This is a genomic window from Pseudomonas sp. RIT-PI-AD, from assembly GCF_025642785.1.
Lineage (GTDB): Bacteria > Pseudomonadota > Gammaproteobacteria > Pseudomonadales > Pseudomonadaceae > Pseudomonas_T.
In genome coordinates this window covers 25,659-50,608 of record NZ_JANZKU010000007.1, presented here as the reverse complement: position 1 = coordinate 50,608, position 24,950 = coordinate 25,659, and the positions used below count along the sequence as shown (strand labels likewise).

At 62.7% G+C, this 24,950-nt stretch carries 17 protein-coding genes, 3 tRNA genes, 3 pseudogenes and 1 riboswitch; of the genes and pseudogenes, 20 read left to right on the top strand and 3 right to left on the bottom strand.

Features of this window, described 5'->3' with window-relative positions:
• Nucleotides 1-83 precede the first annotated feature (83 nt).
• Entirely contained in the window at nt 84-1,466 is a 1,383-nt protein-coding gene (gene cysS / locus OGL92_RS08400) for a cysteine--tRNA ligase (RefSeq protein ID WP_263142679.1), read from the top strand.
• A gap of 57 nt (nt 1,467-1,523) precedes the next feature.
• On the opposite strand, the gene folD is transcribed toward cysS, so the two are convergent.
• Nucleotides 1,524-2,378: a bifunctional methylenetetrahydrofolate dehydrogenase/methenyltetrahydrofolate cyclohydrolase FolD gene (folD, locus tag OGL92_RS08395; protein ID WP_263142676.1), complete on the bottom strand. Its 855-nt coding sequence runs from the start codon at nt 2,376-2,378 to the stop codon at nt 1,524-1,526.
• A gap of 266 nt (nt 2,379-2,644) precedes the next feature.
• On the opposite strand from folD, the gene OGL92_RS08390 reads away from it, so the two are divergent.
• The 12 genes and pseudogenes from OGL92_RS08390 to OGL92_RS08335 all read left to right on the top strand — a co-directional run bounded on the left by OGL92_RS08390 (nt 2,645) and on the right by OGL92_RS08335 (nt 12,698).
• A tRNA-Arg gene (locus OGL92_RS08390) sits at nt 2,645-2,721 on the top strand.
• Nucleotides 2,722-2,754: 33 nt separating this feature from the next.
• Nucleotides 2,755-2,830, top strand: a tRNA-His gene (locus tag OGL92_RS08385).
• A gap of 60 nt (nt 2,831-2,890) precedes the next feature.
• A tRNA-Leu gene (locus OGL92_RS08380) sits at nt 2,891-2,975 on the top strand.
• A 610-nt stretch (nt 2,976-3,585) separates the two neighbouring features.
• Nucleotides 3,586-4,417, top strand: a pseudogene (locus OGL92_RS08375) (oxidoreductase).
• Nucleotides 4,418-4,438: 21 nt separating this feature from the next.
• A pseudogene (locus OGL92_RS08370) lies at nt 4,439-5,375 on the top strand (AraC family transcriptional regulator).
• A 205-nt stretch (nt 5,376-5,580) separates the two neighbouring features.
• Nucleotides 5,581-5,802 carry a hypothetical protein gene (locus OGL92_RS08365; RefSeq protein WP_263142672.1) on the top strand — a complete coding sequence of 74 codons (222 nt, stop codon included), beginning with the start codon at nt 5,581-5,583 and terminating at the stop codon, nt 5,800-5,802.
• A 122-nt stretch (nt 5,803-5,924) separates the two neighbouring features.
• On the top strand, nt 5,925-6,152 hold the full coding sequence (locus OGL92_RS08360) for a PLD nuclease N-terminal domain-containing protein (RefSeq protein WP_263142670.1): 228 nt from the start codon (nt 5,925-5,927) through the stop codon (nt 6,150-6,152).
• Nucleotides 6,153-6,428: 276 nt separating this feature from the next.
• A riboswitch (yybP-ykoY riboswitch) is annotated at nt 6,429-6,599 on the top strand.
• A 5-nt stretch (nt 6,600-6,604) separates the two neighbouring features.
• Complete coding sequence (mntP, locus tag OGL92_RS08355) at nt 6,605-7,171, top strand: manganese efflux pump MntP (protein ID WP_263142668.1); 567 nt, start codon at nt 6,605-6,607, stop codon at nt 7,169-7,171.
• Between the two features lie 314 nt (nt 7,172-7,485).
• On the top strand, nt 7,486-9,405 hold the full coding sequence (locus tag OGL92_RS08350; RefSeq protein ID WP_263142666.1) for a trypsin-like peptidase domain-containing protein: 1,920 nt from the start codon (nt 7,486-7,488) through the stop codon (nt 9,403-9,405).
• A 254-nt stretch (nt 9,406-9,659) separates the two neighbouring features.
• Entirely contained in the window at nt 9,660-10,499 is an 840-nt protein-coding gene (gene galU, locus OGL92_RS08345) for a UTP--glucose-1-phosphate uridylyltransferase GalU (RefSeq protein WP_263142663.1), read from the top strand.
• Between the two features lie 204 nt (nt 10,500-10,703).
• The gene (gene gorA / locus OGL92_RS08340) at nt 10,704-12,059 is read left to right on the top strand and encodes a glutathione-disulfide reductase (protein ID WP_263142661.1); all 1,356 of its coding nucleotides are present in this window, start codon (nt 10,704-10,706) and stop codon (nt 12,057-12,059) included.
• A gap of 9 nt (nt 12,060-12,068) precedes the next feature.
• Nucleotides 12,069-12,698, top strand: a complete 630-nt coding sequence (locus tag OGL92_RS08335; protein WP_263142660.1) for a trimeric intracellular cation channel family protein — start codon at nt 12,069-12,071, stop codon at nt 12,696-12,698.
• A 157-nt stretch (nt 12,699-12,855) separates the two neighbouring features.
• Here the strand turns inward: OGL92_RS08335 and OGL92_RS08330 are convergent.
• Together OGL92_RS08330 and OGL92_RS08325 are read right to left on the bottom strand one after the other, a co-directional pair.
• Nucleotides 12,856-14,244 (bottom strand): annotated as a pseudogene (locus tag OGL92_RS08330) (VOC family protein); the annotation flags it as partial.
• A gap of 97 nt (nt 14,245-14,341) precedes the next feature.
• Entirely contained in the window at nt 14,342-15,286 is a 945-nt protein-coding gene (locus tag OGL92_RS08325) for a LysR substrate-binding domain-containing protein (RefSeq protein ID WP_263142657.1), read from the bottom strand.
• 129 nt (nt 15,287-15,415) lie between these two features.
• Between OGL92_RS08325 and OGL92_RS08320 the strand changes: the two genes are divergently transcribed.
• The 7 genes from OGL92_RS08320 to hupB all read left to right on the top strand — a co-directional run bounded on the left by OGL92_RS08320 (nt 15,416) and on the right by hupB (nt 24,811).
• Nucleotides 15,416-16,906, top strand: a complete 1,491-nt coding sequence (locus tag OGL92_RS08320; protein WP_276583841.1) for an aldehyde dehydrogenase family protein — start codon at nt 15,416-15,418, stop codon at nt 16,904-16,906.
• 59 nt (nt 16,907-16,965) lie between these two features.
• Complete coding sequence (locus tag OGL92_RS08315; RefSeq protein ID WP_263142655.1) at nt 16,966-18,252, top strand: FAD-binding oxidoreductase; 1,287 nt, start codon at nt 16,966-16,968, stop codon at nt 18,250-18,252.
• Between the two features lie 187 nt (nt 18,253-18,439).
• A complete protein-coding gene (gene tig / locus OGL92_RS08310; RefSeq protein ID WP_263142649.1) occupies nt 18,440-19,753 on the top strand; it encodes a trigger factor in 1,314 nt (437 codons plus the stop codon).
• Between the two features lie 92 nt (nt 19,754-19,845).
• The gene (gene clpP / locus OGL92_RS08305) at nt 19,846-20,487 is read left to right on the top strand and encodes an ATP-dependent Clp endopeptidase proteolytic subunit ClpP (protein ID WP_263142648.1); all 642 of its coding nucleotides are present in this window, start codon (nt 19,846-19,848) and stop codon (nt 20,485-20,487) included.
• Nucleotides 20,488-20,595: 108 nt separating this feature from the next.
• A complete protein-coding gene (clpX, locus tag OGL92_RS08300; protein WP_263142646.1) occupies nt 20,596-21,876 on the top strand; it encodes an ATP-dependent Clp protease ATP-binding subunit ClpX in 1,281 nt (426 codons plus the stop codon).
• 131 nt (nt 21,877-22,007) lie between these two features.
• Nucleotides 22,008-24,404, top strand: coding sequence for an endopeptidase La (gene lon, locus OGL92_RS08295; protein ID WP_263142644.1), 2,397 nt, complete (start codon nt 22,008-22,010; stop codon nt 24,402-24,404).
• Nucleotides 24,405-24,538: 134 nt separating this feature from the next.
• Nucleotides 24,539-24,811, top strand: a complete 273-nt coding sequence (gene hupB, locus OGL92_RS08290; RefSeq protein ID WP_003087931.1) for a nucleoid-associated protein HU-beta — start codon at nt 24,539-24,541, stop codon at nt 24,809-24,811.
• Nucleotides 24,812-24,950: the final 139 nt, after the last annotated feature.

The window sequence follows — 24,950 nt, the reverse complement described above, 5'->3', positions numbered from 1 at the left end:
CTTCCAGGCTGAAGTCCGCGCGCCGCCTTACCCGTCTACATCGGACTCGCATGACCGCGGGCCCGTGATCCAAAAGGTCGAACATGCTTGCCATCTACAACACCCTCAGCAAGACCAAGGAAGCCCTGAAGCCGTTGGACGGCAACCGGGTGCGCATGTACGTGTGCGGCATGACGGTCTACGACTTCTGTCACATCGGTCATGCGCGGGTGATGGTGGCGTTCGACCTGATCGCGCGTTGGTTGCGCCATTCCGGCTATGAGCTGACCTACGTACGCAACGTCACCGATATCGACGACAAGATCATCAGGCGCGCCCAGGAGAACGGCGAGTCCTTCGAGGCGCTGACCGAGCGCATGATCGCGGCGATGCACGAGGACGAGGCGCGACTGTCGGTGCTGCGCCCGGATATCGAGCCGCGTGCCACCGGTCACATCGGCGGCATGCACGCGATGATCCAGACGTTGATCGACAAGGGTTATGCCTACGCGCCGGGTAACGGCGACGTGTACTACCGGGTCGGGCGTTTCGCCGGCTACGGCAAGCTGTCCCGCAAGAAGATCGAAGACCTGCGCATCGGGGCGCGCATCGAGGTGGACGAGTCCAAGGAAGACCCCTTGGATTTCGTGCTCTGGAAGAGCGCCAAGCCCGGCGAGCCGAGCTGGGCGTCGCCCTGGGGCGCGGGCCGTCCGGGTTGGCACATCGAGTGCTCGGTGATGTCCACCTGCTGCCTGGGCGAGACCTTCGACATCCATGGCGGGGGCCCGGATCTGGTGTTTCCCCATCACGAAAACGAGATCGCGCAGAGTGAGGCCGCCACCGGCCAGCCCTACGCGACCACCTGGATGCATGCCGGTGCGGTGCGCATGGACGGGGAAAAGATGTCCAAGTCCCTGGGCAACTTCTTCACCATCCGCCAGGTGCTGGAAAAATACCACCCGGAAGTGGTGCGCTACCTGCTGGTTTCCAGCCATTACCGCAGTCCGATCAATTACTCCGAAGACAACCTGCGCGAAGCCCGCGGAGCGTTGGAGCGTTTCTATCACGCCCTCAAGGGCTTGCCCGAGGTGGTCGCCGCGGGAGGGGAGGATTTCTCCGCCCGCTTCGCCGCCGCGATGGATGACGATTTCAATTCGCCCGAGGCTTGCGCGGTGCTGTTCGAGATGGCACGTGAGGTCAATCGCCTGCGCGACAGCGACCCCGCTGGCGCCGCGGGACTGGCGGGACGCTTGAAGGAGTTGGCCAGCGTATTGGGCGTGCTGCAGATGTCGCCCGAGGCGTTCCTGCAAGCCGGTGCGGAGGGCAGGGTGGACGCCGCCGAGGTCGAATCGCTGATCCAGGCGCGCTTGACCGCTCGTGCGGAGAAGAACTGGGCGGAATCGGATCGCATCCGCGACGCCCTGACCGCGATGGGCGTGGTGCTGGAGGACGGCAAGGGCGGGACCACCTGGCGCCTGGTCGACTAGCCCGCACCTGAAACGAAAAAAGGCCGCCGAGCGGCCTTTTTCGTTCCCGCCACCCGCTCAGTCGTGCAGATGCTCCGCGGCATACAGGGTGTTTTCCAACAGGCAGGCCCGGGTCATCGGGCCGACGCCGCCGGGAACCGGCGTGATCCAGCTGGCGCGGGGCAGGGCGGTCTCATAGACCACGTCGCCTACCAGCTTGCCGTCTTCCTGGCGATTGATGCCGACGTCTATGACGATCGCCCCCGGCTTGATCCACTCGCCCTTGACCAGGCCCGGCTTCCCGGCCGCGACCACCACCAGGTCGGCTCTGCCGACATGGCCGGCGAGGTCCTTGGTGAAGCGATGGGTGACGGTGACCGTACAACCGGCCAGCAGCAGCTCCAGCGCCATCGGCCGCCCGACGATGTTGGAGGCGCCGACCACTACGGCGTTCATGCCGTAGAGATCGGCTTCGGTGCTTTCCAGCAGGGTGATGATGCCTTTCGGGGTGCAGGGCCGTAGCATGGGCATGCGCTGCGCCAATCGGCCGATGTTATAGGGGTGGAAGCCATCCACATCCTTGTCCGGATTGATCCGCTCCAGCAACAGGGATGCGTCCAGGTGGGGCGGCAGGGGCAACTGCACCAGGATGCCGTCGATCTGCGGATCGCTGTTGAGGCGATCGATCAGCTCCATGAGCGCTTCCTGAGTGGTATCCGCCGGCAAGTCGTAGGCCTGCGAAAAGAACCCGACTTCCTCGCAGTCCTTGCGCTTGTGCGCCACATAGACCTGAGAGGCCGCATCGTTGCCCACCAGGATCACGGCCAGGCCTGGCGTGCGCAGGCCTTGGCTGCGACGCTCGATGACGCGTTGGGCTATCTGCAGGCGGAGTTTGGCGGCGATCGCCTTGCCATCGATCAGTTGTGCGGTCATGACGCTTGGAGCACCATCGGAAGGCTGAAAAAGGGCGCGTATTCTCGCATGGGCTGGCGGCGGGGCAAAGGTATACGCCGGTCGAGTTGGCGTAACTCCTTTATCTCGCTGAATATTTTTTCGCTTGCAGTGTTGACGGCCTGGGATCGGCTGTATAAGATTCGCCCCGCTTGTCGAGCACAGCCAGCTGCTGGGTAAGAAGGCAACGCATAGCCTGTTGGCGATGCCGGAGCCGAAGCTTAAAGTCTGCGCTTGCAGATGGATAAGCGCCCGTAGCTCAGCTGGATAGAGCATCCGCCTTCTAAGCGGATGGTCGCAGGTTCGAGTCCTGCCGGGCGTGCCATTTGGCTGCTTGGGCTCAAGCAAAGGTAATATGGTGGGCGTAGCTCAGTTGGTAGAGCACAGGATTGTGGCTCCTGGTGTCGTGGGTTCGATTCCCATCGTCCACCCCATATTCCAAACGCCAGGCCTCGTGCCTGGCGTTTTCGTTTCAAAGCGATGTTTGTTCGTATGCGGACGTGGTGGAATTGGTAGACACACCAGATTTAGGTTCTGGCGCCGCAAGGTGTGAGAGTTCGAGTCTCTCCGTCCGCACCATTTAAGCTCTCGCAATCCTTCGCGAAGCATCGCAACTCCTCCGCACCATCAGGTTCTCAGCGAAATCGGTTTTTCGCTGGAAGTTTGCCTTCCGTTTCTTCATCTCCAATCCAGTGTGCGCCTCAATCCGGCGTCGAATACGATGCTGCAGTCATGCAATCATGCATCCCGCTCGGTGGCCGCGCCGCGTTGTCACGGGTTCGCTGTTCGCCGATGGAGGCAACGCCGCCATGAAGTCGCAGCTGCCAACACGGCGCCCTGGCGCGGACCATGCCCCGCCTCTTTGCGCGCCTCGCGTGTGTCTCGTCGCGCCGGGCGGTCTGGCCCGTGCATGACAATGACCCAGGTCGCGCCGCCGGCATGACCAGCGCCTCTTCGACATCAGTCGCCAGCCTCAGCGGCCATCCAGGACGCGAGCGACCCTGCATGCCCGCGAAGCGTCACGCTGTTCCTATGAAGATGTGCATGAAGATCGGCCAGGGAAGGGCCGGGCGCGACCGGCCTCGCTCTCGATCCTGATACGAATAGGCAATGCTCTAAGACAAAACGGCATGGGTGATCTCTAGGGTGATGGATACCCTGGCGCCACACCTATTGGTTGGAGATCGCCATGACCAGCAGAAAGACCCTATTCATCACCGGTGTAAGCAGTGGCTTCGGCAACGCGCTGGCGCAGGAAGCCCTTGCGGTGGGTCATCGCGTCATCGGTACCGTGCCTAGTGGCCGCCCTGGAGGCTTTCCAGGCGTTCTCCGTGGATAACGCGCATGGGGTCATCCTGGATGTCACGGACTTCGCCCGTATCGACAGCGTCGTGGCTGATATCGAGGCCAGCCATGGTTCGGTCGACGTCTTGGTCAACAACGCCGGCTACGGTCATGAGGGAATCTTCGAGGAGTCGCCGCTCGATGAGATGCGTCGCCAGTTCGACGTCAACGTCTTCGGTGCGGTAGCGGTGACCAAGGCCTTCCTGCCTTATTTTCGCAAGCGCCGGGCCGGCCACATCATCACTATAACGTCCATGGGCGGCACCATTACGATGCCGGGTATCGCGTACTACTGCGGCAGCAAGTTTGCCCTCGAAGGCCTCTCGGATACGCTGAGCAAAGAACGGCTGCCTTTCAATATCGTCGTCACTGCGGTGGCGCCCGGCTCGTTTCGGACTGACTGGGCGGGGCGTTCGATGCGGCGCACTTCACGGAGCGTCGCCGACTATGACGCCAGCTTCGATCCGATCCGCAACGCGCGCGAAGAAAGGAGCGGCCAACAGCTCGGCGACCCGCGCAAGGCGGCGCAGGCGATGCTGCAGATCATGGAAAGCCCCACGCCGCCTACGCACTTGCTGTTGGGTAGCGATGCCCTGGGCCTGGTGCGTGACAGGTTGGCCAGCGCTGCCCATGAAATCGATCGATGGGAAGCGCTGACCCGTTCGACCGACGGCTGAAGGGAAGCATGAGGAGGCGTTATGACTCGGGCCGATCCAGTCACCTCGCGCACGGTGCAGTTGCTGGAAAAGCTCGCGCCAGTAGAGGGCTACAACCTCAGTGCCTTGGAGGACATTCGCTTCTTGCGTTCGAACCGTCCGCTGACTCGCACTCCGGTTCTGTACGATCCCGGCATAGTGATCCTGTGCCAGGGGCGCAAGCGCGGCTATCTGGGCGATGAGGTCTACCGTTACGACGCTCAGCATTATCTCGTGGTGTCCGTCCCCGTGCCCTTCACCATGGAGACCGATGCCAGCGAGTCGAGCCGATGCTGGCCGTCTATATGCGGCTGAACTTCCCGCTCGCCAGCGAGTTGTGCTGCAAGTCGATGACGCGCGGGGGCCAAGCGATGCCCGACCCAAGGGCATGTATGCCTCGCCGATGGACGATTCGTTGCGCGTTTCGACGCTGCGTTTCCTTGAAGCAATGAGCAGTCCGGATGAGGCGCGCATACTCGGCCCGTCGCTGATGCGGGAAATCTACTACCGCATCCTGACCGGCGAGCAGGGCGGTTCAATGCGCGCTGCGCTCGATCGGCCTGGGCATTTCGGCAAGGTCGTCCGGGTGATCCGCAAAATCCACAGTTGCTACCGTGAACGCCTGGATGTGGAGTGCCTTGCCCAGGAGGCACGCATGAGTGTGCCCAGCTTTCACCTGCATTTCCGCGGCGTGACGGACGCGTCCCCGATGCAGTACTTGAAGTCGACGCGCCTGCACCAGGCGCGGCTCCTGATGTTGCGCACCGGCATGACCGCGTCGACCGCGGCGTTCAATGTAGGGTACGAAAGCGCATCGCAATTCAGTCGCGAGTTCAAACGTTTCTTCGGTCGAACGCCCCAGGCAGAAATCGAATGGATGAGGGGCACCTATGCATTGCCTGCGCCTCCCACGCCCTCGATCTATGTGTCGTCCCATTAGCGACGGACCCAAGTTCGCGTCTCCTCGGCATCCTCGCGTTCCGCAGTCGTTCCAGGCGTCTTGCGTGAGCGAGTGGGCGCCCAGCGAATACGCTGGTCATCTCCTGGCATGGCTTCGTTGCTGTTCCTGACTGGCGCCGATTGGCGTGGTGGTGGATGGGGCGCACAGCGGATAGCCTGTGGGCTCAATTATCGACGGGTGAAATATGGTTAAAGATCGCGAAATTGCCCTGGAGCAGGCGCTGGTTGCGGTGCTGGCTGAGGCCGAGGCATTGAAGGCCGGCCTGGGGGAGCAGGAGCGGACACGGTCCGGGTTGCTGGGCCATCCGTTCTACGTCGGGGCACCGCCCCACCACATCGCTCAGGTGCTGACCGAGATCACGATGGCGTTCCGGTCGGTGACCGGCGATGGAGATCGCCCGGCCTGAGCCGGTCATTCGGATTTCCCTGCGTGCACGGGGCCGGATATCGATGGATGGGCAGCGGATGTGGGGAACTGCACGGACAATGAGACGGACTGATTCAGTAAGAGCCGAAAAGGAGAATCACCATGTCCGACTTCCTGTCCATTGCCGCGATGACCGCGGCGGTTGCCATAATCTTCCTGGATTTGTGGGCGATCGTGAGCGTGTTCCGCAGCGACAAGGACGTGAACGTCAAGGCCGTCTGGGCGCTGGCGATCGCTGTCCTGCCCGTTATCGGCCTCGTCGCATGGGGTGTCGCGGGTCCTCGGGGTGTAGCGGAGGCGCCTACCTCGCCCGAGCACAGCAAGGGCTGACACTTCCCGCGAGAGAAGTGGATATGCGTCGCGGGTCATCCGCCGTTAGCGCGCGATGCTATAGCCGTGTCGGGAAAGCCGTTGCCGGCCACGCCTAATGTGCGTTCGATCGCTTCGGTGTCGGGCTATCTTCGCCGGCATCCACCGCCGGGATTGCGTTGCCTGGCCTTCACCCGGCCGGTTTTCCAGTAGCCTTCCGCACCTTCTTCACCAGGGGACGAAGGTTCGGCCGAGCGACACGCGTCTGTTTCTTTCCTTTTCAGCGGCGCTATACTGCCGCCCCTCGTTGGGGAGTAGCCTGCTTTCGAGTCATCTCGGGAGCGTTCGTATCAACATTCTCGGCAACATGCCGTGGTACGAACACCTTTCGGTTGGTGAGACCATCGACATATCCATGCCTAAAGTCGGGCGCGTGGCTATGTCGTCGTCTCGATGCCCGACTGGAAGTAACCGTGAATCCCATTTCCCTGATTCTTCTTGCCCTGGCCATGTCCACCGACGCCTTCGCGGCAGCCGTCGGCAAAGGCTCCAGCCTCGATAAACCTCGCTTGAGCGAAGCGCTGCGTACCGGCCTGATCTTCGGCGGCATCGAGGCCCTGACGCCGATCGTCGGCTGGGCGATCGGCCATGCGGCGTCGCGATTCGTGGAAAACTGGGACCATTGGATCGCCTTCACCCTGCTGCTGATCCTCGGGCTTCACATGATCTACAACGGGGTGAAGCAGGAAAGCGAAGCCGCCGAAAAGAAACCCACCCAACACTCGTTCCTGATCCTGGCCGTCACGGCATTCGCCACCAGCATCGATGCGTTGGCCGTCGGCGTGGGATTGGCGTTCGTCAATGTGAATATCCTGGTCGCCGCCGGCGCGATCGGCCTGGCTACCCTCACCATGGTCACTCTTGGCGTCATGTTGGGCAGGGTGCTGGGTACCCTCGTCGGCAAGCGCGCGGAGATGGTCGGCGGCGTCGTGTTGATTCTGGTTGGCGCGACCATCCTGTACGAGCATCTGGCGGCTTGAGGCCGCCGCATTTCCTGGTATGCGCTGGAGCCGCGCAAAACGGCCTCGGGGCGAATGCCGCGCAATTCGTTCTTCGCTCCGGGAGCGCCTGGTCTTGAGCGACGGAGAGGCCCGGCGGGCCCTTCGGGGGCAGTGCCGGTTGGCTCGCTGGCACCCCGCGGCTGGATGGGCAAACAAGCATTTGCCCGGTGCAGTCGACGCGATGACAATGGGCGTCCTACAGTGAACCTTCACTCCGTCGCATGGACCGGCCTGGATAAAGGCCTGTCTCGACGTCGTGATCTTTTAGTACTTCTACAAAGGATTGGCAGGACATGAAATCTTCGATTTTCTGTTGCGCATTGCTTTTGACGATGACGGCACAGGCCGACAGCCTGGGTCCGCTGGAACCGCAGCAGAGCGCCGAGGTGCAGGCTGCCCGTACCTTTGCCAGCAAAAGCGCGCGGGTGAGGCCGGTTGCCACCGTCATCGACCTGGGTCCGCTGAGCAGCGCCAAGAAGCAAGCCGCTTCCGCGGCCACTCAACCCGGGCAGCCCGAGCGGATCGGCGTACGCCGCAACATCGGCCAGTTGAAGAGCAAGGCGTCGGTCGAAAAGGCGTTGAATTGGGACCTGACGTCCAGCGGTGGCCATGTCGCGGCGATCAGCCTGACGTCGCCCGAAGCCCTTAGCCTGCGCGCCGCTCTTTACGTCAAGCAGTTGCCGTCCTCGGCGGTCCTGCGTTTCTACACGCAAGGCGCCGATGCCACTGTCGAGGTGCAGGCCAGCGAGATTCTGCAGACCATCGCGCGCAACCTGGCGGCAGGCGACGAGAGCGAGCAGGCGCACTATTACTGGACGCCGCCGCTCCAGGGTGAAGAAATCACGCTCGAAATCGAATTGCCGAAAGGCGTGGATACCGAGGCGCTGGATATCAGCGTTCCCGCGCTCTCGCACATCTATCGCCTGCCCACCGAGAAGAGCACGCAGAAAGGCATTGGCGATTCCGGCGCCTGCAACGTCGATTACGCCTGCGCGGCGCCCAGCGACGCGACCCTGGACGTGAAGAGCAGGGCGACCGCCAAGATGATTTTCGTCGACGACGGCGACAGTTATCTGTGCTCCGGGACCTTGCTCAATAACGGCAATCAGGATCGCACCCCTTATTTCCTGAGCGCCAATCACTGCATTTCGACCCAGACTTCCGCGTCTACCCTGGCCACCTACTGGTTCTATCGCGCCAGTGCCTGCCAGGGCGAGAGCGTCGATCCCTCCAGCGTCACCCTGTCGGGTGGCGCGCAGTTGCTCTACCACAGCGCCGACACTGACACCGCATTTCTGCGCTTGAACGACGCCGCGCCGGTAGCCGCGACATTCGCGGGCTGGACCACCGAAGCGTCGTCCTACAACCGTGGCCAGGACGTTCTCGGCGTCCATTATCCCCATGGCGACCTGCAAAAGGTCAGCAAAGGCCAGGTCACCGGCTTTTCCACCTGCGCCAACAGTGGCGGCGATAACTTCACGTGCCACCCGAGCGCCCAGTCCGGTGCCACCTTCGTGGACATCACCTGGTACAGCGGCGTCACCGAAGGCGGCAGCAGTGGATCGGCGCTGTTCAGCGGCTCCCAGGTGGTCGGCCAGTTGTACGGTGGCGATGCGTCCTGCCAGAACCCCAGCGGTCCTGACCAATACGGTCTGCTCGCGGAGCCCTATGCCGCTGCGCTCAAGCAATGGCTGAGCCCGAACCCGGTTGTGGTGCCCTCGGACCGGACCGTCGTGGAATTCTTCAACCCCGACCTGAACCACTACTTCATCACCGCCGATCCCAGCGAGCAGGCATTCGTGGATACCGGCGCCGTGGGCCGCTGGATGCGCACCGGGGTCAACTTCAAGGCGGGTGGCAGCAAGGCGGTGTGTCGTTTCTATGGCAACACGGCGATCAATCCGCTTACCGGCGCGGCATTCGGCCCCAACTCGCACTTCTATACCGCGGATACCGCCGAATGCGACTTCCTGGTGGGCTTCTTCAATCCTGCGGAGCCGAGCTGGAAGTTCGAAAGCTACGATTTCAATACGACCGAGGTGGTCGACGGGGCCTGCCCGGTCGGTACCGCCGCTGTTTATCGTCTGTATAACAACGGCTATGCCAAGGGCGAAGTGTCCAACCACAGGTTCACCACCGACGGCAACCTGGCCAACCAGATGACCCAGGAAGGCTGGTTGTTCGAGGGCGTTAAAATGTGCGCCCCCCTGTAAGTCCGAATGACTTCAGCCGGAGACAGGCCGCCCTCGGGGCGGCCTTTTCGCAGGTGCGACCAAAGTCGAACGGACGCGATGCGGATGAACGGCGTGTCCTGGCCGCTGTCAGTAAAAACATGCACTGTCCGCGGTCGTCGGCCTTGTTTCGCAGCACGCTCGTTCAGCGGGAACGGGCATTGTAAGGCGTCAAGGGCGTGATTAGACTGCGCGACGGTTCGCCCCCCTATTCAACGAACACTCCAAGGATCGACATGATCAAGAAATGCTTGTTTCCGGCTGCCGGTTACGGTACTCGCTTCCTGCCAGCCACCAAGGCCATGCCCAAGGAAATGCTGCCGGTGGTGAACAAGCCGCTGATCCAGTACGGCGTCGAAGAGGCTCTGGACGCCGGTTTGAAGGAGATCTCCATCGTCACCGGCCGTGGCAAGCGGGCGCTGGAAGATCATTTCGACATCAGTTACGAGCTCGAGCATCAGATCCGTGGCACCGACAAAGAAAAATACCTGGTCGGCATCCGCCGTCTGATCGAAGAGTGCAGCTTTTCCTACACCCGCCAGGTGGAGATGAAAGGCCTAGGGCACGCGATCCTCAGCGGACGGCCGCTGATTGGCGACGAACCCTTCGCGGTGGTGCTGGCCGACGACCTGTGCTTCAACCTCGGCGGCGACGGCGTGCTGACCCAGATGGTCAAGCTGTACAACCAGTTCCGTTGCTCCATCGTCGCGATCGAGGAAGTGCCGCCGGAGGAAACCTCCAAGTACGGCGTTATCTCCGGCGAGATGATCCGCGACGACATTTTCCGGGTGAACAACATGGTGGAAAAACCCAAGCCGGAAGATGCGCCCTCGAACCTGGCGATCATCGGTCGCTACATTCTCACCCCGGATATCTTCGACCTGATCAAGCAGACCGACCCGGGCAAGGGCGGCGAGATCCAGATCACCGACGCCCTGATGAAACAGGCCCGCGATGGCTGCGTGCTGGCCTATCGCTTCAAGGGCAAGCGTTTCGATTGCGGCAGCGCCGAAGGTTACATCGACGCCACCAACTACTGCTTCGAAAACCTGTACAAGACCGGCAAGGCTTACTGAGTCTCCCGGCCGAACGAGAAGCCACCTTCGGGTGGCTTCTTGCATTCCGGCCGGTTGCGATCTTTGTGGGTGGTAGTGGCGCGCCTGGCGGCCGCCCCGATTCGCCGATAAATGCCGTGTGGGGTCCGTTGCCCCTCCAAGCCGGCTGTCCTGCCGCCGTATATCCGCTTCCGTTATGCTGCGCTCTGAATCTGGAGATCTGCCATGAGTTATGACTTCGACCTCTTCGTAATAGGTGCGGGTTCGGGCGGCGTGCGTGCCGCACGCTTCGCCGCGGATTTCGGCGCGCGGGTGGCCGTGGCCGAGAGCCGCTACCTGGGTGGTACCTGCGTCAACGTCGGCTGCGTGCCGAAGAAGCTGCTGGTATACGGGGCGCATTTTTCCGAGGAATTCCACCAAGCGCCCGGCTATGGCTGGCATGTCCCTGCGCCGGCATTCGACTGGCCGACGCTGATCGCCAACAAGAACCGTGAGATCGAGCGCCTCAACGGGGTGTATCGCAACCTGTTGGTGAACAGCGGCGTGACCCTGCTGGAAGGCCATGCGCGCCTGCTGGATGCCCACCACCTCGAAGTGGAGGGCAAGCGTTTCAGCGCCGAACGCATTCTCATCGCCACCGGGGGATGGCCGCAGGTTCCCGATATTCCCGGCAAGGAGCTGGCGATCACTTCCAACGAGGCGTTCTTCCTGGAGGCCTTGCCGAAGCGTGTGCTGGTGGTGGGGGGCGGCTACATCGCGGTGGAGTTCGCCTCGATTCTCCACGGGCTCGGCGCGCAGACCTCGTTGCTCTACCGTGGCGATCTGTTCCTTCGCGGTTTCGATGGCGGCGTCCGTCGGCACCTCAAGGAGGAACTGGAAAAGAAAGGCCTCGACCTGCAGTTCAACGCGGACATCGCGCGGCTCGACAAGGAAGCCGATGGAAGCGTGTGCGCCACCCTCAAGGATGGGCGTCAGCTGCACGCCGATTGTGTGTTCTATGCCACGGGGCGCCGGCCGATGCTGGATGGACTCGGCCTGGAAAACACCGCCGTCGAGCGGGACGAGCGCGGCTTCGTCCGGGTCGACGATCACTACCGGACCGCCGAACCCTCGATCTTCGCCCTGGGCGATGTCATCGGCCGGGTGCAACTGACGCCGGTGGCCCTGGCCGAAGGCATGGCGGTGGCGAGGTGGCTGTTCAAGCGCGACCAATACCGGCCGGTGGATTACCAGGCGATCCCGACGGCGGTGTTCAGCCTGCCGAACATCGGGACGGTCGGCCTCACCGAGGAAGAGGCGGCCGACAAGCATCGCATCAGCGTCTATGAAAGCCGCTTCCGGCCGATGAAACTCAGCCTCACCGAGGATCAGGAGCGCACCTTCATGAAGTTGATCGTCGATGTCGAAAGCGACCGGATTCTGGGCTGCCACATGGTGGGTCCCGACGCCGGGGAAATCGTCCAGGGACTCGCAGTGGCCATCAAGGCGGGCGCCACCAAACGCGTCTTCGACGAAACCATCGGCGTTCATCCGACCGCCGCGGAAGAGTTCGTCACCATGCGCACCCCGCGCGCCTCCTGAAGCCGCATTGTGGACAAGCTTTTCTACCTGGCCGACTTGTTCGGCGTGGCGGTGTTCGCCATCAGCGGCGCGCTGATGGCGGGGCGCAAATCCATGGACCTGTTCGGCGTGCTGGTGATCGCCATCATCACCGCGCTCGGCGGCGGTACCCTGCGTGACGTGATCCTCGGCAATCATCCGGTGAGTTGGATTCGCGACGACACCTACATCCTCGTCGCCTCCCTGGCCGCTGTCGGTACCGTGGTCTGGGTGCGGTTGACCCGGCCGATCCACGAGACCGGCCTGCTGATCGCCGATGCCTTCGGACTGGCGGTGTTCACCGTGTATGGCACCGAGGTGGCCATGCAGCATGAGGTGCCCTTCAGCACGGCGGTGATCATGGGGGTCATGACCGGCGTCGCCGGCGGCGTGATGCGCGATGTGATCTGCAATGAGATTCCCATGATCTTCCAGAAGGAGATCTACGCCACCGCCTGCATCGCCGGTTCGCTGGTATTCATGGGCATGCTCGGGCTGGGTCTGGCCCACGGCCTCGCGACCCTGGCGGCCATGCTGGTGGTGTTGCTGACGCGGCTTTCGGCGATCCGCTGGCACCTGGCGCTGCCGAGCTTCCACCTGCTGGACCGGGACAAGGCCTAGCAGGCGCTGCCGGGGCGCTCCCCGAGCGGTCCCGGCGGGTAGTCCCCGGGACCTATCGAATCCGATCCGCTCCCTTCATTCACGCGTCCGCGACACCACGCCCGGGCGATGCCATCGCGGGCGCGTCCACCCCTGTGGACAGGCGCACGTCAGCGGGCAGCTCGAGCGCCTGCGCGCAGTCCATCAGCGAGCGGCGCTGGCTCTCCCCATAGAGTTCCAGTTCGTCCCGTACCGGCACGCCCAGAGCGGCCTCGAAGACCAACCGGCTGGGGTTCGGTGCGTAGCGGGTCCGGCTCGCCTCGCCGAGGTTGGACTGGAAGATCCCGGCGGCGCTGACCGGCAGGAAATCTTCGTAGACCAGGGGTTCGCAATCCACGTGGCCGGCGGCGATCAACGCTTCCAGTTCGCTGGGGCGCCCGGGATCGTTCCGGGCGGCCAAGCCTTTCTCGGTTGCGAAGAAACGAAAATAGGCGAGGCCCTGGCGACGCAGGCTGGCGTAGTCGTCGGGCAGGGCGGCGAAATGCTCGTCCAGTAGTCGCGCATAGGCAGCGGCATTCGTTTCGTTCGGTGCTTCGCCCAAGGCTCCCCGTGCAGACGCCAGCAGGCGGTCGTAAAGGATGCGGCCCGCCGGGGTCAGGGCCACGCCCCGCTGCTCGATCTCGCCGAAGCGCGCGGTATGGCTGCCGGGATGCGCCCGGCCTTGCTCGTCGATGAAGGACACCGCCTCCTCGAGGGCCTTGAAGCTGGTCTGGCGCAGCAGGATCGGACACCGCCTGGAGGGCGGCCCTTCGATCACCGCTTTGGCTACGATGCCGCGCTGCGGCATGGCCCGCTGTACCGCGTCGATGTCCAGGGTTCGTGGCGTGAGATGGTTGATGTGCGGCCCCTTGAACGCCACCACGTCGGCCAGCAGGCGGTGAGTCCCATGGAGTTGCCGGTAGGTCTCCGGGTCCACGGTGGCTTGGTCGTGCCAGCGGAAGGTTTCCAGGGCCTCGCGGATGAACGCCTGGGCGTCCTCGGGCGTCAGCCCGCCGTCCCGCTCGCTGCGCGCGATCAGGCGCAGCGCCTCCGCGGTGAAGATCCGACGCTGCGCCAGCAGGTCGGCGGCGCGTTTCCGCAGGGCGGGGTCTTCGATGAGTTCCAGGCGCAGCAGCGAAGTGAAGACGCGAAAGGGGCTGCGTTGCAGCGAGGCTTCGTGAATCGCGCGGAAGGCGGTGGAGTGGACCGGCACCCCGGCCGAGGACAGGTCGTAGTAGCCCACCGGATGCATGCCCATCACCACGAACAGGCGGCGAATGGTCGCCAGTTCGTCCGCCGTGCCGAGGCGGATCGCCCCGTGGCGCTCCATCTCCAGGCGCGCCAGCTCGCCGGTGCGCTCCAGGCTGTCGGCCAGCTCGGGCTGTGCCGCCAGGGTGGCGCGATTGACCTCCGCGACCAGCTCGAGCAGGGACCCGTAGAGCGGCACCTCGCTGCGATACATGGCCGACATGGCGCGGGAAAACTGGGCGCGAATCTCATCGGGATCGACGAACGCCTGCTGGGTCATGACGCGGCTCCTGGCAATGGGCGAGGGAGGCCGGAGCCTCCTGGGCAGGATTCTGCTGGGTGCCCCCGCGCCTGACAAACGACTATTCCTCGCGGATTCAGTCTGCGCCGGAATGACCTCCCTCGGCGGACCGCGGATGCGTGGCGATGGCTTCGCCGTTCAGGCGCGAGGTCACCCACTGCACGAAATGACGAATCTTCGGCACCTCCACCGCGTGTTCGGCGTAGGCCATGAAATACGCACCGGCGCTGGCCAGCGGGTAGTCCCAAGGGATCACCAGCTTGCCTTCACGCAACTCCTCTTCCGCGAGGAAGCGCGGCACCAGCGCCACGCCGCAACCGACCTGGGCGGCGCGGATGCACATGTGGAAGGTTTCGAAGCGCGGGCCATGGTAGCTATGCTCGCTGTGCAAGCGCTGGGCGAGGAACCATTCGTGCCAGGCCTGGGGGCGCGAGGCGCACTGCAGCAAGACCAGCTCGGTCAGGGCCAGGGCGCTGGCGAGCGGGGCCGCGGGTAGCAGGTCCGGCGCGCAGACCGGCACCACGTCTTCGCCGAACAGTTCGATGCACTCGGCGCCCGGCCAGGTGCCCTGGCCGAAGAAAAAGGCCACGTCGGCGCGCGCCTGCATCAGGTCGAAGGGCTCCAGTTCGTTGCGAATGTCGAGGTGAATGTTCGGATGGCTGTGGCGGAAGCCCTTCAGGTGCGGGATCAGCCAGCGTGCGCCGAAGGTCGGCTGGGTCGCGACCTTGAGGACCTCGGTCTCGCCGCCATAGGACAGGATGTAGTGGGTGGACATCTCCACCTGGGTGAGGATCCGGTTCACCTCGGTGAGGTACAGCGCGCCCGCCGGCGTCAGTTGCAGGCGCCGGCGCACGCGGCGGAACAGCAGGTGCTGGAGCAGGCTTTCCAGTTGCGCCACCTGCTTGCTCACCGCGCTCTGGGTGAGGTGCAACTCCTCGGCGGCGCGGGTGAAGCTCAGGTGACGGGCCACCGCTTCGAAGCATTGCAGGGCGGCGAGGGTGGGCATCAGGCGTTTGGACATGATTTTCCGATTCTCGGCGGACCGATACATGAACTGCGGGAATGATAAGACGAATAAAGGTCGTTTGTTGGGCCATGTCCGTCGGATTAATACTGATTCATCCCTGCCTTACCTTTAGGAGAATCCCCCATGGTTGACGGACTGTTGCAGAGCCTCGGTGTGCATGAAAGCGCTTTCAAGGGCGGTTCGCACCCCGTGCATAGTCCTATCGACGGCAGCCGCATTGGCGATGTCCACCTGCAGGGCGCGGACGCCGTGGCGCAGCGCGTGGCCCAGGCGGAGCGGGCCTTCCAGGCTTGGCACCAGGTACCCGCGCCGCGTCGGGGCGAGCTGGTCAGGCTGTTCGGCGAGGCGCTGCGTCGGCACAAAGTGGCGCTGGGCGAGCTGGTTTCCTGGGAAGCCGGGAAAATCACCCAGGAAGGTCAGGGCGAAGTGCAGGAAATGATCGACATCTGCGACTTCGCCGTAGGCCTGTCGCGGCAGCTCTATGGCTTGAGCATCGCGTCGGAGCGGCCCGGGCACCACATGCGCGAAACCTGGCACCCGCTCGGCGTGGTGGCGGTGATCAGTGCGTTCAATTTCCCGGTGGCGGTCTGGTCGTGGAACGCCGCCCTGGCGCTGGTCTGCGGCAACGCGGTGATCTGGAAGCCTTCGGAAAAGACGCCGCTCACCGCCCTGGCTTGCCAGGCACTGTTCGAGCGGGTCGCCGCGGATTTCGCCGAGGCGCCGGCACACCTCAGTCAGGTGTTGATCGGTGGGCGCGACGCCGGCGAAGCGCTGGTGGAGGATTCGCGGGTGGCGCTGGTCAGCGCTACCGGCAGCACGCGCATGGGCCGCGAGATAGCGCCGCGGGTCGCCGCGCGTTTCGCCCGCAGCATCCTCGAGCTGGGCGGCAACAACGCGATGATCCTAGCGCCCAGCGCCGACCTGGACCTGGCCCTGCGCGGCATTCTGTTCAGCGCCGTGGGCACCGCCGGTCAGCGCTGCACCACCCTGCGCCGGCTGATCGCCCATGAATCGGTGAAGGAGGAAATCCTCGAGCGCCTGCGCAGCGCCTACGGGAACATCCGCATTGGCCACCCGCTGGAGGGCAACCTGGTCGGCCCGCTGATCGACCGGCAGAGCTTCGATGCCATGCAGGCCGCACTCGACCAGGCGCGCAGCGAGGGCGGGCGGGTGTTCGGCGGCGAACGTCAATTGCATGACCGCTATCCCGAGGCCTACTACGTGGCGCCGGCCATCGTCGAGATGCCCGCGCAGAGCGCCATCGTGCGCCACGAGACCTTCGCCCCGATCCTCTATGTGCTGACCTACCGCACCTTCGAGGAAGCGCTGCGGCTGAACAACGAAGTCCCCCAGGGACTGTCGTCCTGCCTGTTCACCACCGATGTGCGCGAGGCGGAACTGTTCCAGAGCGCCACCGGCAGCGACTGCGGCATCGCCAACGTCAACATCGGCACCAGCGGCGCCGAAATCGGCGGCGCCTTCGGCGGTGAGAAGGAGACCGGTGGCGGGCGGGAGTCAGGCTCCGATGCCTGGAAGGCCTACATGCGGCGGCAGACCAACACCATCAATTATTCCCGGGAGCTGCCGCTGGCCCAGGGCATCACGTTCGATTGAGCACGGCGTCGCGCGGATCCGGTGAAGACGAATCGGCAGGTGACGGGGGAGGGCGGATGATGGGCGCATTACATCGGCAATGCCTGTGGGAACACCTTACGCCACGGCGCCCCCAGGCGCTGGCCCTGGGCGGCGAGATCAAGGCGGACGTCTGCGTGATAGGCGCGGGGTACACCGGCCTTTCGGCTGCGCTCCACCTGCTGGAAGCGGGGCGCTCGGTTTGCGTGGTGGAGGCCCACGAAACCGGGCACGGGGGTTCCGGGCGCAACGTCGGCCTGGTCAACGCCGGCACCTGGATTCGTCCGGACGACGCGGAAGCCACCCTGGGTCCCGAGGTCGGCGCCAAGCTCAATGGCTTGCTGGGGCATGCACCGGCGGAAGTCTTCGCGCTCATCGCGCGCCTGGGCATCGACTGCCAGGCTCGCCGCGACGGGACCTTGCACATGGCCCACAACGCCGCCGGCGCGGCGGACCTGCGGCTTCGCGAAGCCCAGTGGTTGCGCCGGGGTGCGCGGGTGGAACTGCTCACCGGAGCGCGTTGCGCGGAGTACTGCGGCACGGACAAGGTCGCCGCGGCGCTGCTCGACCATCGCGCCGGCACCCTCAACCCGATGGCCTATGTCTGCGGCCTCGCCGAAGCCGTTCAGCGCCTGGGTGGACGCTTGTTCCACCACTCGCCGGTGGTGCGCCTGGAGCGCCAGGGCGATCGCTGGTGCGTGAGCACCGCGCGCGGATCGGTCCTGGCCGAGAAAGTGGTGATCGCCTCGAATGCCTATACGGAGGGGGACTGGACCCAGATCCGCCGCCATTTTTTCGCCGGTTACTACTACCAGGTGGCCTCGGTGCCGCTGCAGGGCGAGGCCGCGCAGCGGATCCTGCCGCACGCACAGGGGTCATGGGACACCCGCACGGTGCTCAGCAGCATCCGCCGCGATGCCGAGGGCCGGCTGGTGCTGGGAAGCTTGGGCAATGGCGAGGGCAAGCCGGACTGGTTCATGCGCAGCTGGGCCGATCGCATCCAGCGCCACTATTTTCCTTCGCTGGGCAAGCTGGAGTGGCAGTTCGCCTGGAGCGGGCGGATCGCCTTCACGCCCGATCATTTGATGAAACTCTTCGAACCGGCTCCCGGCCTGCTGGCGGTGACCGGCTACAACGGTCGCGGCGTGACCACCGGTACCGTGGTCGGCAAAGCGTTCGCCGAATTCCTGTTGCACGAGGATCCGGAGGGACTTCCGCTGCCGTTCGACGGCGCGAAGGCGGTCAGCCTGCCTGGGGTACGCAGCGCCCTGTACGAAGCGGGCTTCAGCCTCTATCACGCCGGGCAGTGCCTGCGCGTGGTGTTGTAGCGGCCCGCTTGTACCACCGGCTGCCCAGGCTTCGTCAGCCTGCGCGGGCGCCGTTTTGCGGGTCATGTCCGGTCCTCGAAACGCGCTCTCTGCTGCGGGGTGACTTCTGTAAGTCGAGCCACTAGAATGCATGCCCTTGATTCTGGGCCGGAACGGCCGGCTTACGTCTGTGCAACGAGGATTATCCATGCAAGTTTCTGTTGAAAGCACCTCCGCTCTCGAGCGCCGCATGACCATCGGGGTGCCGGCCGAGCGTATCGAGACCGAAGTCACCAAGCGCCTGCAGCAAACCGCTCGCCAGGCCAAGATCGCTGGCTTCCGCCCAGGCAAGGTTCCGATGAGCGTTATTCGCCAGCGCTATGAAGATGCCGCGCGCCAGGAGGCCCTGGGCGACCTGATCCAGTCCACCTTCTATGAAGCCGTGGTCGAGCAGAAGCTGAACCCGGCGGGCAGCCCGGCCGTCGAGCCGAAAGTGTTCGAGAAAGGCAAGGACCTGGAATACGTCGCCACCTTCGAAGTGTTCCCCGAGTTCCAGGTCGCCGGCTTCGACGGCATCGCCATCGAGCGCCTGCAAGCCGAGGTCGGTGAAGCCGACGTCGACAACATGCTGGAAATCCTGCGCAAGCAGAACACCCGTTTCGAAGCCGCCGAGGGTCGCGCCGCACAGGACGGCGACCAGGTGAGCATCGATTTCGTCGGCAAGGTCGACGGCGAGGCCTTCTCCGGCGGTTCCGCCAAGGGCTCGTTGCTGGTGCTCGGCTCCAAACGCATGATCCCGGGCTTCGAAGAAGGTCTGGTCGGCGCCAAGGCCGGTGAAGAGCGCGTGCTCAACCTGACCTTCCCCGAGGATTACCAGAACCTCGAGCTGGCTGGCAAAGCCGCCGAGTTCACCGTCAATGTGAACAGCGTATCCGAGCCGAAGCTGCCGGAGCTCGACGAGGAGTTCTTCGGTCAGTTCGGCATCAAGGGCGAGGGCCTGGAAGGTTTCCGCGCCGAGGTCCGCAAGAACATGGAGCGCGAACTGCGTCAGGCGATCAAGGCCAAGGTGAAGAACCAGGTCATGGACGGCTTGCTCAGCGCCAATCCGATCGAAGTGCCGAAGTCGCTGATCGGCAACGAAGTGAATCGTCTGCGCGTACAGGCCGTTCAGCAGTTCGGCGGCAACATCAAGCCCGACCAGCTGCCGGCCGAGCTCTTCGAAGAACAAGCCAAGCGCCGCGTCGTGCTGGGCCTGATCATCGCCGAAGTGGTCAAGCAGAACGAGCTGAAGCCCGACGAAGCGCGTGTACGCGAGCTGATCGAGGAAATGGCTTCCGCCTATCAGGAGCCGCAGCAGGTCGTGGCCTGGTACTACAAGAACGAGCAGCAGATGAACGAAGTGCGTTCGGTTGTGCTGGAAGAGCAAGTTGTAGATACTGTCCTGCAGAAGGCCAAACTGACCGACAAAGCGGTCTCTTACGAAGAAGCGGTCAAGCCGGCTGAAGCACCCCAAGCCGCCTGATCCTCCTCGTTCGAGCCATCCATAAGCCAGCCTCAGCGCTGGCTTGTGCGTCTTTGAGGCATGACAACTCAATTAGGGAGTGATCGCTGGACATGTCCCGCAATTCATTTATGCAACAAATGCCCGACATCCAAGCGGCCGGCGGCCTGGTGCCGATGGTCATCGAGCAATCGGCCCGTGGCGAGCGCGCCTACGATATCTACTCGCGGCTCTTGAAGGAGCGCGTGATCTTCCTGGTCGGCCAAGTCGAGGACTACATGGCCAACCTGGTGGTTGCGCAGTTGCTGTTCCTCGAAGCCGAGAACCCCGACAAGGACATTCACCTCTACATCAACTCGCCCGGTGGCTCCGTAACCGCGGGAATGTCCATCTACGACACCATGCAATACATCAAGCCCGACGTGTCGACCACCTGCATCGGTCAGGCATGCAGCATGGGTGCGTTGCTGTTGGCGGGCGGCGCGGCCAAGAAGCGCTATTGCCTGCCCCATTCGCGGATGATGATCCACCAGCCTCTGGGTGGTTTCCAGGGCCAGGCCTCGGACATCGAGATCCATGCCCGGGAGATTCTCACCATCCGCGAGCGCCTCAACCGCATTTTGGCCGACCACACCGGTCAACCTATGGATGTGATTGCCCGCGACACCGATCGCGACAATTTCATGAGCGGTCCGGAAGCGGTCAAGTATGGTCTCATCGACCAAGTGCACGAGAAGCGTCCCCTGGCGGGCTGAAGCCTTGCATCACGCCGTGGCCGGAGACCTCCGGCCACCTGGCGGGCTTGAAAATGCCCGCATTTGCCTTCATCTTGTGTTTCAAGCCTATCGGATTGGATCGATCGAATGACTGACACCCGCAACGGCGAGGACAACGGCAAGCTGCTCTATTGCTCCTTCTGTGGCAAAAGCCAACACGAAGTACGCAAATTGATTGCCGGCCCCTCGGTCTTTATTTGTGACGAGTGCGTCGACCTGTGCAACGACATCATCCGCGAGGAGGTGCAGGAAGCCCAGGCCGAAAGCAGTGCGCACAAACTGCCGGCGCCAAAAGAAATTCGTGCCATCCTGGATCAGTACGTAATCGGTCAGGAACGGGCGAAGAAAGTACTGGCGGTGGCCGTATACAACCACTACAAACGTCTCAATCAGCGTGAAAAGAAAGATGACGTGGAGCTCGGCAAGAGCAACATTCTGCTGATCGGCCCTACCGGTTCCGGTAAGACGCTTCTTGCGGAAACTCTGGCTCGCCTGCTCAACGTGCCCTTCACCATCGCGGACGCCACGACGCTCACCGAGGCCGGCTATGTCGGTGAGGATGTCGAGAACATCATTCAGAAGCTGCTGCAGAAGTGCGATTACGATGTCGAGAAAGCCCAGATGGGTATCGTCTACATCGACGAAATCGACAAGATTTCTCGCAAGTCGGACAACCCTTCCATCACCCGCGATGTCTCCGGTGAAGGTGTGCAGCAGGCGTTGTTGAAGCTCATCGAAGGGACCGTGGCATCCGTTCCTCCCCAGGGTGGACGCAAGCATCCCCAGCAGGAATTCCTGCAAGTCGATACCCGCAACATTCTGTTCATCTGCGGTGGCGCCTTCTCTGGTTTGGAGAAAGTCATCCAGGGCCGTTCCACTCGGGGTGGCATCGGCTTCACGGCCGAAGTGCGCAGTCAGGATATGGGCAAGCGCGTAGGGGAGACCCTCAAGGACGTGGAGCCGGACGATCTGGTCAAGTTCGGTCTCATTCCCGAGTTCGTCGGGCGTTTGCCGGTACTGGCGACCTTGGACGAGCTGGACGAAGCTGCGCTGATGCAAATCCTAACCGAGCCCAAGAACGCCTTGACCAAGCAGTACGCCAAGTTGTTCGAGATGGAGGGCGTCGATCTGGAGTTCCGGCCTGACGCACTCAAATCCGTATCCCGCCGCGCCTTGGAGCGTAAAACCGGTGCACGTGGTCTGCGCTCGATTCTCGAAGGAATTCTGCTCGACACCATGTACGAGATTCCTTCTCAGAGCGACGTCAGCAAGGTCGTCATCGACGAAAGCGTTATTGAAGGCACCTCCAAGCCTTTGCTGATCTACGAAAATAACGAGCAGCCTGCCAAGGCAGCGCCAGACGCTTGATGACACGAAGGGGCCCGCGGGCCCCTTCGCATTTCCGACCGTATTGCTTGTTTTTTCCTGGGTCTGCCCCCATCTTAGCCTCCAGGATACCCACCTGTTTACGGCCTGATGGCCGCCGTAGAGCTGAAATCATGAAGACAACCATCGAATTGCCTCTCCTGCCTTTGCGCGATGTCGTCGTCTATCCGCATATGGTGATCCCCCTTTTTGTAGGGCGTGAAAAGTCGATAGAGGCCCTCGAAGCTTCGATGACCGGCGACAAGCAAATTCTTCTACTGGCCCAGAAAAATCCTGCCGACGACGATCCTGGCGAAGATGCGCTTTATCGCATGGGCACTGTCGCCACCGTATTGCAGTTGTTGAAGCTGCCCGATGGCACCGTGAAGGTATTGGTCGAGGGCGAGCAGCGGGGCGCTGTCGAACGTTTCATCGAAGTGGATGGCCATTGCCGTGCCGATGTCCAGTTGATCGATGAAAGCGACGCCAGTGAGCGGGAGTCGGAAGTTTTCACTCGCAGCCTGCTCAGTCAGTTCGAGCAGTATGTGCAGTTGGGCAAGAAGGTGCCTGCGGAAGTGCTCTCGTCCCTGAACAGCATCGATGAACCTGGCCGCCTCGTGGATACCATGGCTGCCCACATGGCGCTTAAGATCGAGCAGAAGCAGGAAATCCTCGAGATCACCGAGCTTTCCGCGCGCGTGGAGCATGTTCTGGCGCTGTTGGATGCGGAAATCGATCTACTGCAAGTCGAGAAACGTATCCGCGGTCGCGTCAAGAAGCAGATGGAGCGCAGCCAGCGCGAGTACTACCTGAATGAGCAAATGAAAGCCATTCAGAAGGAGCTGGGTGACATCGACGAAGGCCACAACGAAATCGAGGAGCTGAAAAAGCGCATCGATAACGCGGGCCTGACCAAGGAAGCCTTGGCCAAAGCCAATGCCGAATTGAACAAGTTGAAGCAGATGTCTCCCATGTCCGCCGAGGCAACGGTGGTTCGTTCCTACATCGATTGGTTGGTGAACGTTCCGTGGAAGGCCGAAAGCAAGGTCCGGCTGGACCTGAACAAGGCTGAGGACATCCTAGATGCCGACCACTACGGCCTCGACGAAGTCAAAGAGCGCATTCTCGAATATCTCGCCGTGCAGAAGCGGGTCAAGAAGGTCAAGGGCCCGGTTCTGTGCCTAGTAGGGCCTCCGGGCGTGGGCAAGACCTCCCTTGCCGAATCCATCGCCCGGGCGACGAACCGGAAGTTCGTGCGCATGGCCCTGGGTGGCGTTCGCGACGAAGCCGAGATTCGCGGCCATCGGCGCACCTATATTGGATCGATGCCGGGTCGCTTGATCCAGAAAATGACCAAGGTCGGAGTGCGCAACCCGCTGTTTTTGCTCGATGAAATCGACAAGATGGGCAGCGACATGCGTGGCGATCCTGCTTCCGCGTTGCTGGAAGTGCTCGATCCGGAGCAGAACCATAATTTCAACGATCACTATCTGGAGGTCGACTTCGACCTGTCGGACGTGATGTTCCTCTGTACCGCCAACTCCATGAATATCCCTGCGCCCTTGCTGGATCGCATGGAGGTCATCCGCCTCCCCGGCTACACCGAGGACGAAAAGATCAGCATCGCCCTGAAGTATCTGTCGCCCAAGCAGATCCAAGCCAATGGGCTGAAGGTCAGCGAACTGGTCATCGAGCAGGATGCCATTCGCGACATCATTCGTTACTACACCCGTGAAGCCGGCGTCCGTAGCCTGGAGCGCCAGATCGCCAAGATCTGCCGCAAGGTGGTGAAGGAACACAGCCGCGAGAAAAGCTTCAAGGTGACGGTGACCGCCGATTCGCTCGAGCACTTCTTGGGTGTCCGCAAGTATCGTTACGGGCTGGCCGAGCAGCAGGATCAGATCGGCCAGGTAACCGGGCTCGCCTGGACCCAGGTGGGCGGAGAGCTGCTGACCATCGAGGCGGCCGTCGTGCCGGGCAAAGGCCAATTGACCAAGACCGGTTCGTTGGGCGATGTCATGGTCGAGTCCATCACTGCGGCCTTGACGGTGGTCAGGAGCCGGGCCAAGAGCCTGGGTATCCCGCTCGATTTCCACGAGAAGCGCGACATCCATATTCATATGCCGGAAGGCGCGACTCCGAAGGATGGCCCGAGCGCGGGTGTCGGCATGTGTACGGCGCTGGTGTCGGCCCTGACGCAGATACCGGTACGAGCCGACGTTGCCATGACCGGAGAGATCACCTTGCGTGGTCAGGTGCTCGCCATAGGGGGCTTGAAGGAGAAGCTGCTGGCTGCTCATCGGGGTGGAATCAAGACGGTGATCATTCCGGAAGAGAACGTCCGCGATCTGAAGGAAATCCCTGAGAATATTAAGCGCGACCTGAGCATCAAGCCGGTTAAATGGATTGACGAGGTCCTGCAAATTGCGCTGCAATACGCGCCGGAGCCCTTGCCAGACGTGGCTCCCGAGATGGTTGCGAAGGACGAAAAGCGCGAGTCTGACTCCAAGGAGCGAATCAGCACACATTAGCAGGGCAGCTTCCTTGACACTTTTTTCAGGCCCTTGATATAAAGCGGCTTTCGTGTGTCGGTAGGCTACCCAGTATCCGTTTTGCTTACGCCAAACAAACTAGAAACAACTCAACAGAAACGAGGGGACTTAGAGTGAACAAGTCGGAACTGATCGATGCCATCGCCGCATCTGCTGATATCCCGAAAGCTGTTGCCGGCCGTGCGCTGGACGCGGTGATCGAATCCGTCACTGGCGCTCTGAAAGCCGGTGATTCCGTGGTGCTGGTTGGTTTCGGTACTTTCGCTGTCAAAGAGCGCGCTGCTCGCACTGGTCGCAATCCTCAGACCGGCAAGCCCATCAAGATCGCCGCTGCCAAGATCCCTGGCTTCAAGGCTGGCAAGGCTCTGAAAGACGCAGTCAATTAAGTAGACCTGTTGAGGTTTGCTTCGAATCGTTCGATTCGATAGCGGGACGGTACTTCGGCCGATCAGACATTTCGGCCTCTAACGCCGGGGTCGCGGATTCGATCCTTTCCGTTCCGCCAGTTACGAAAAGGCGCGTCCT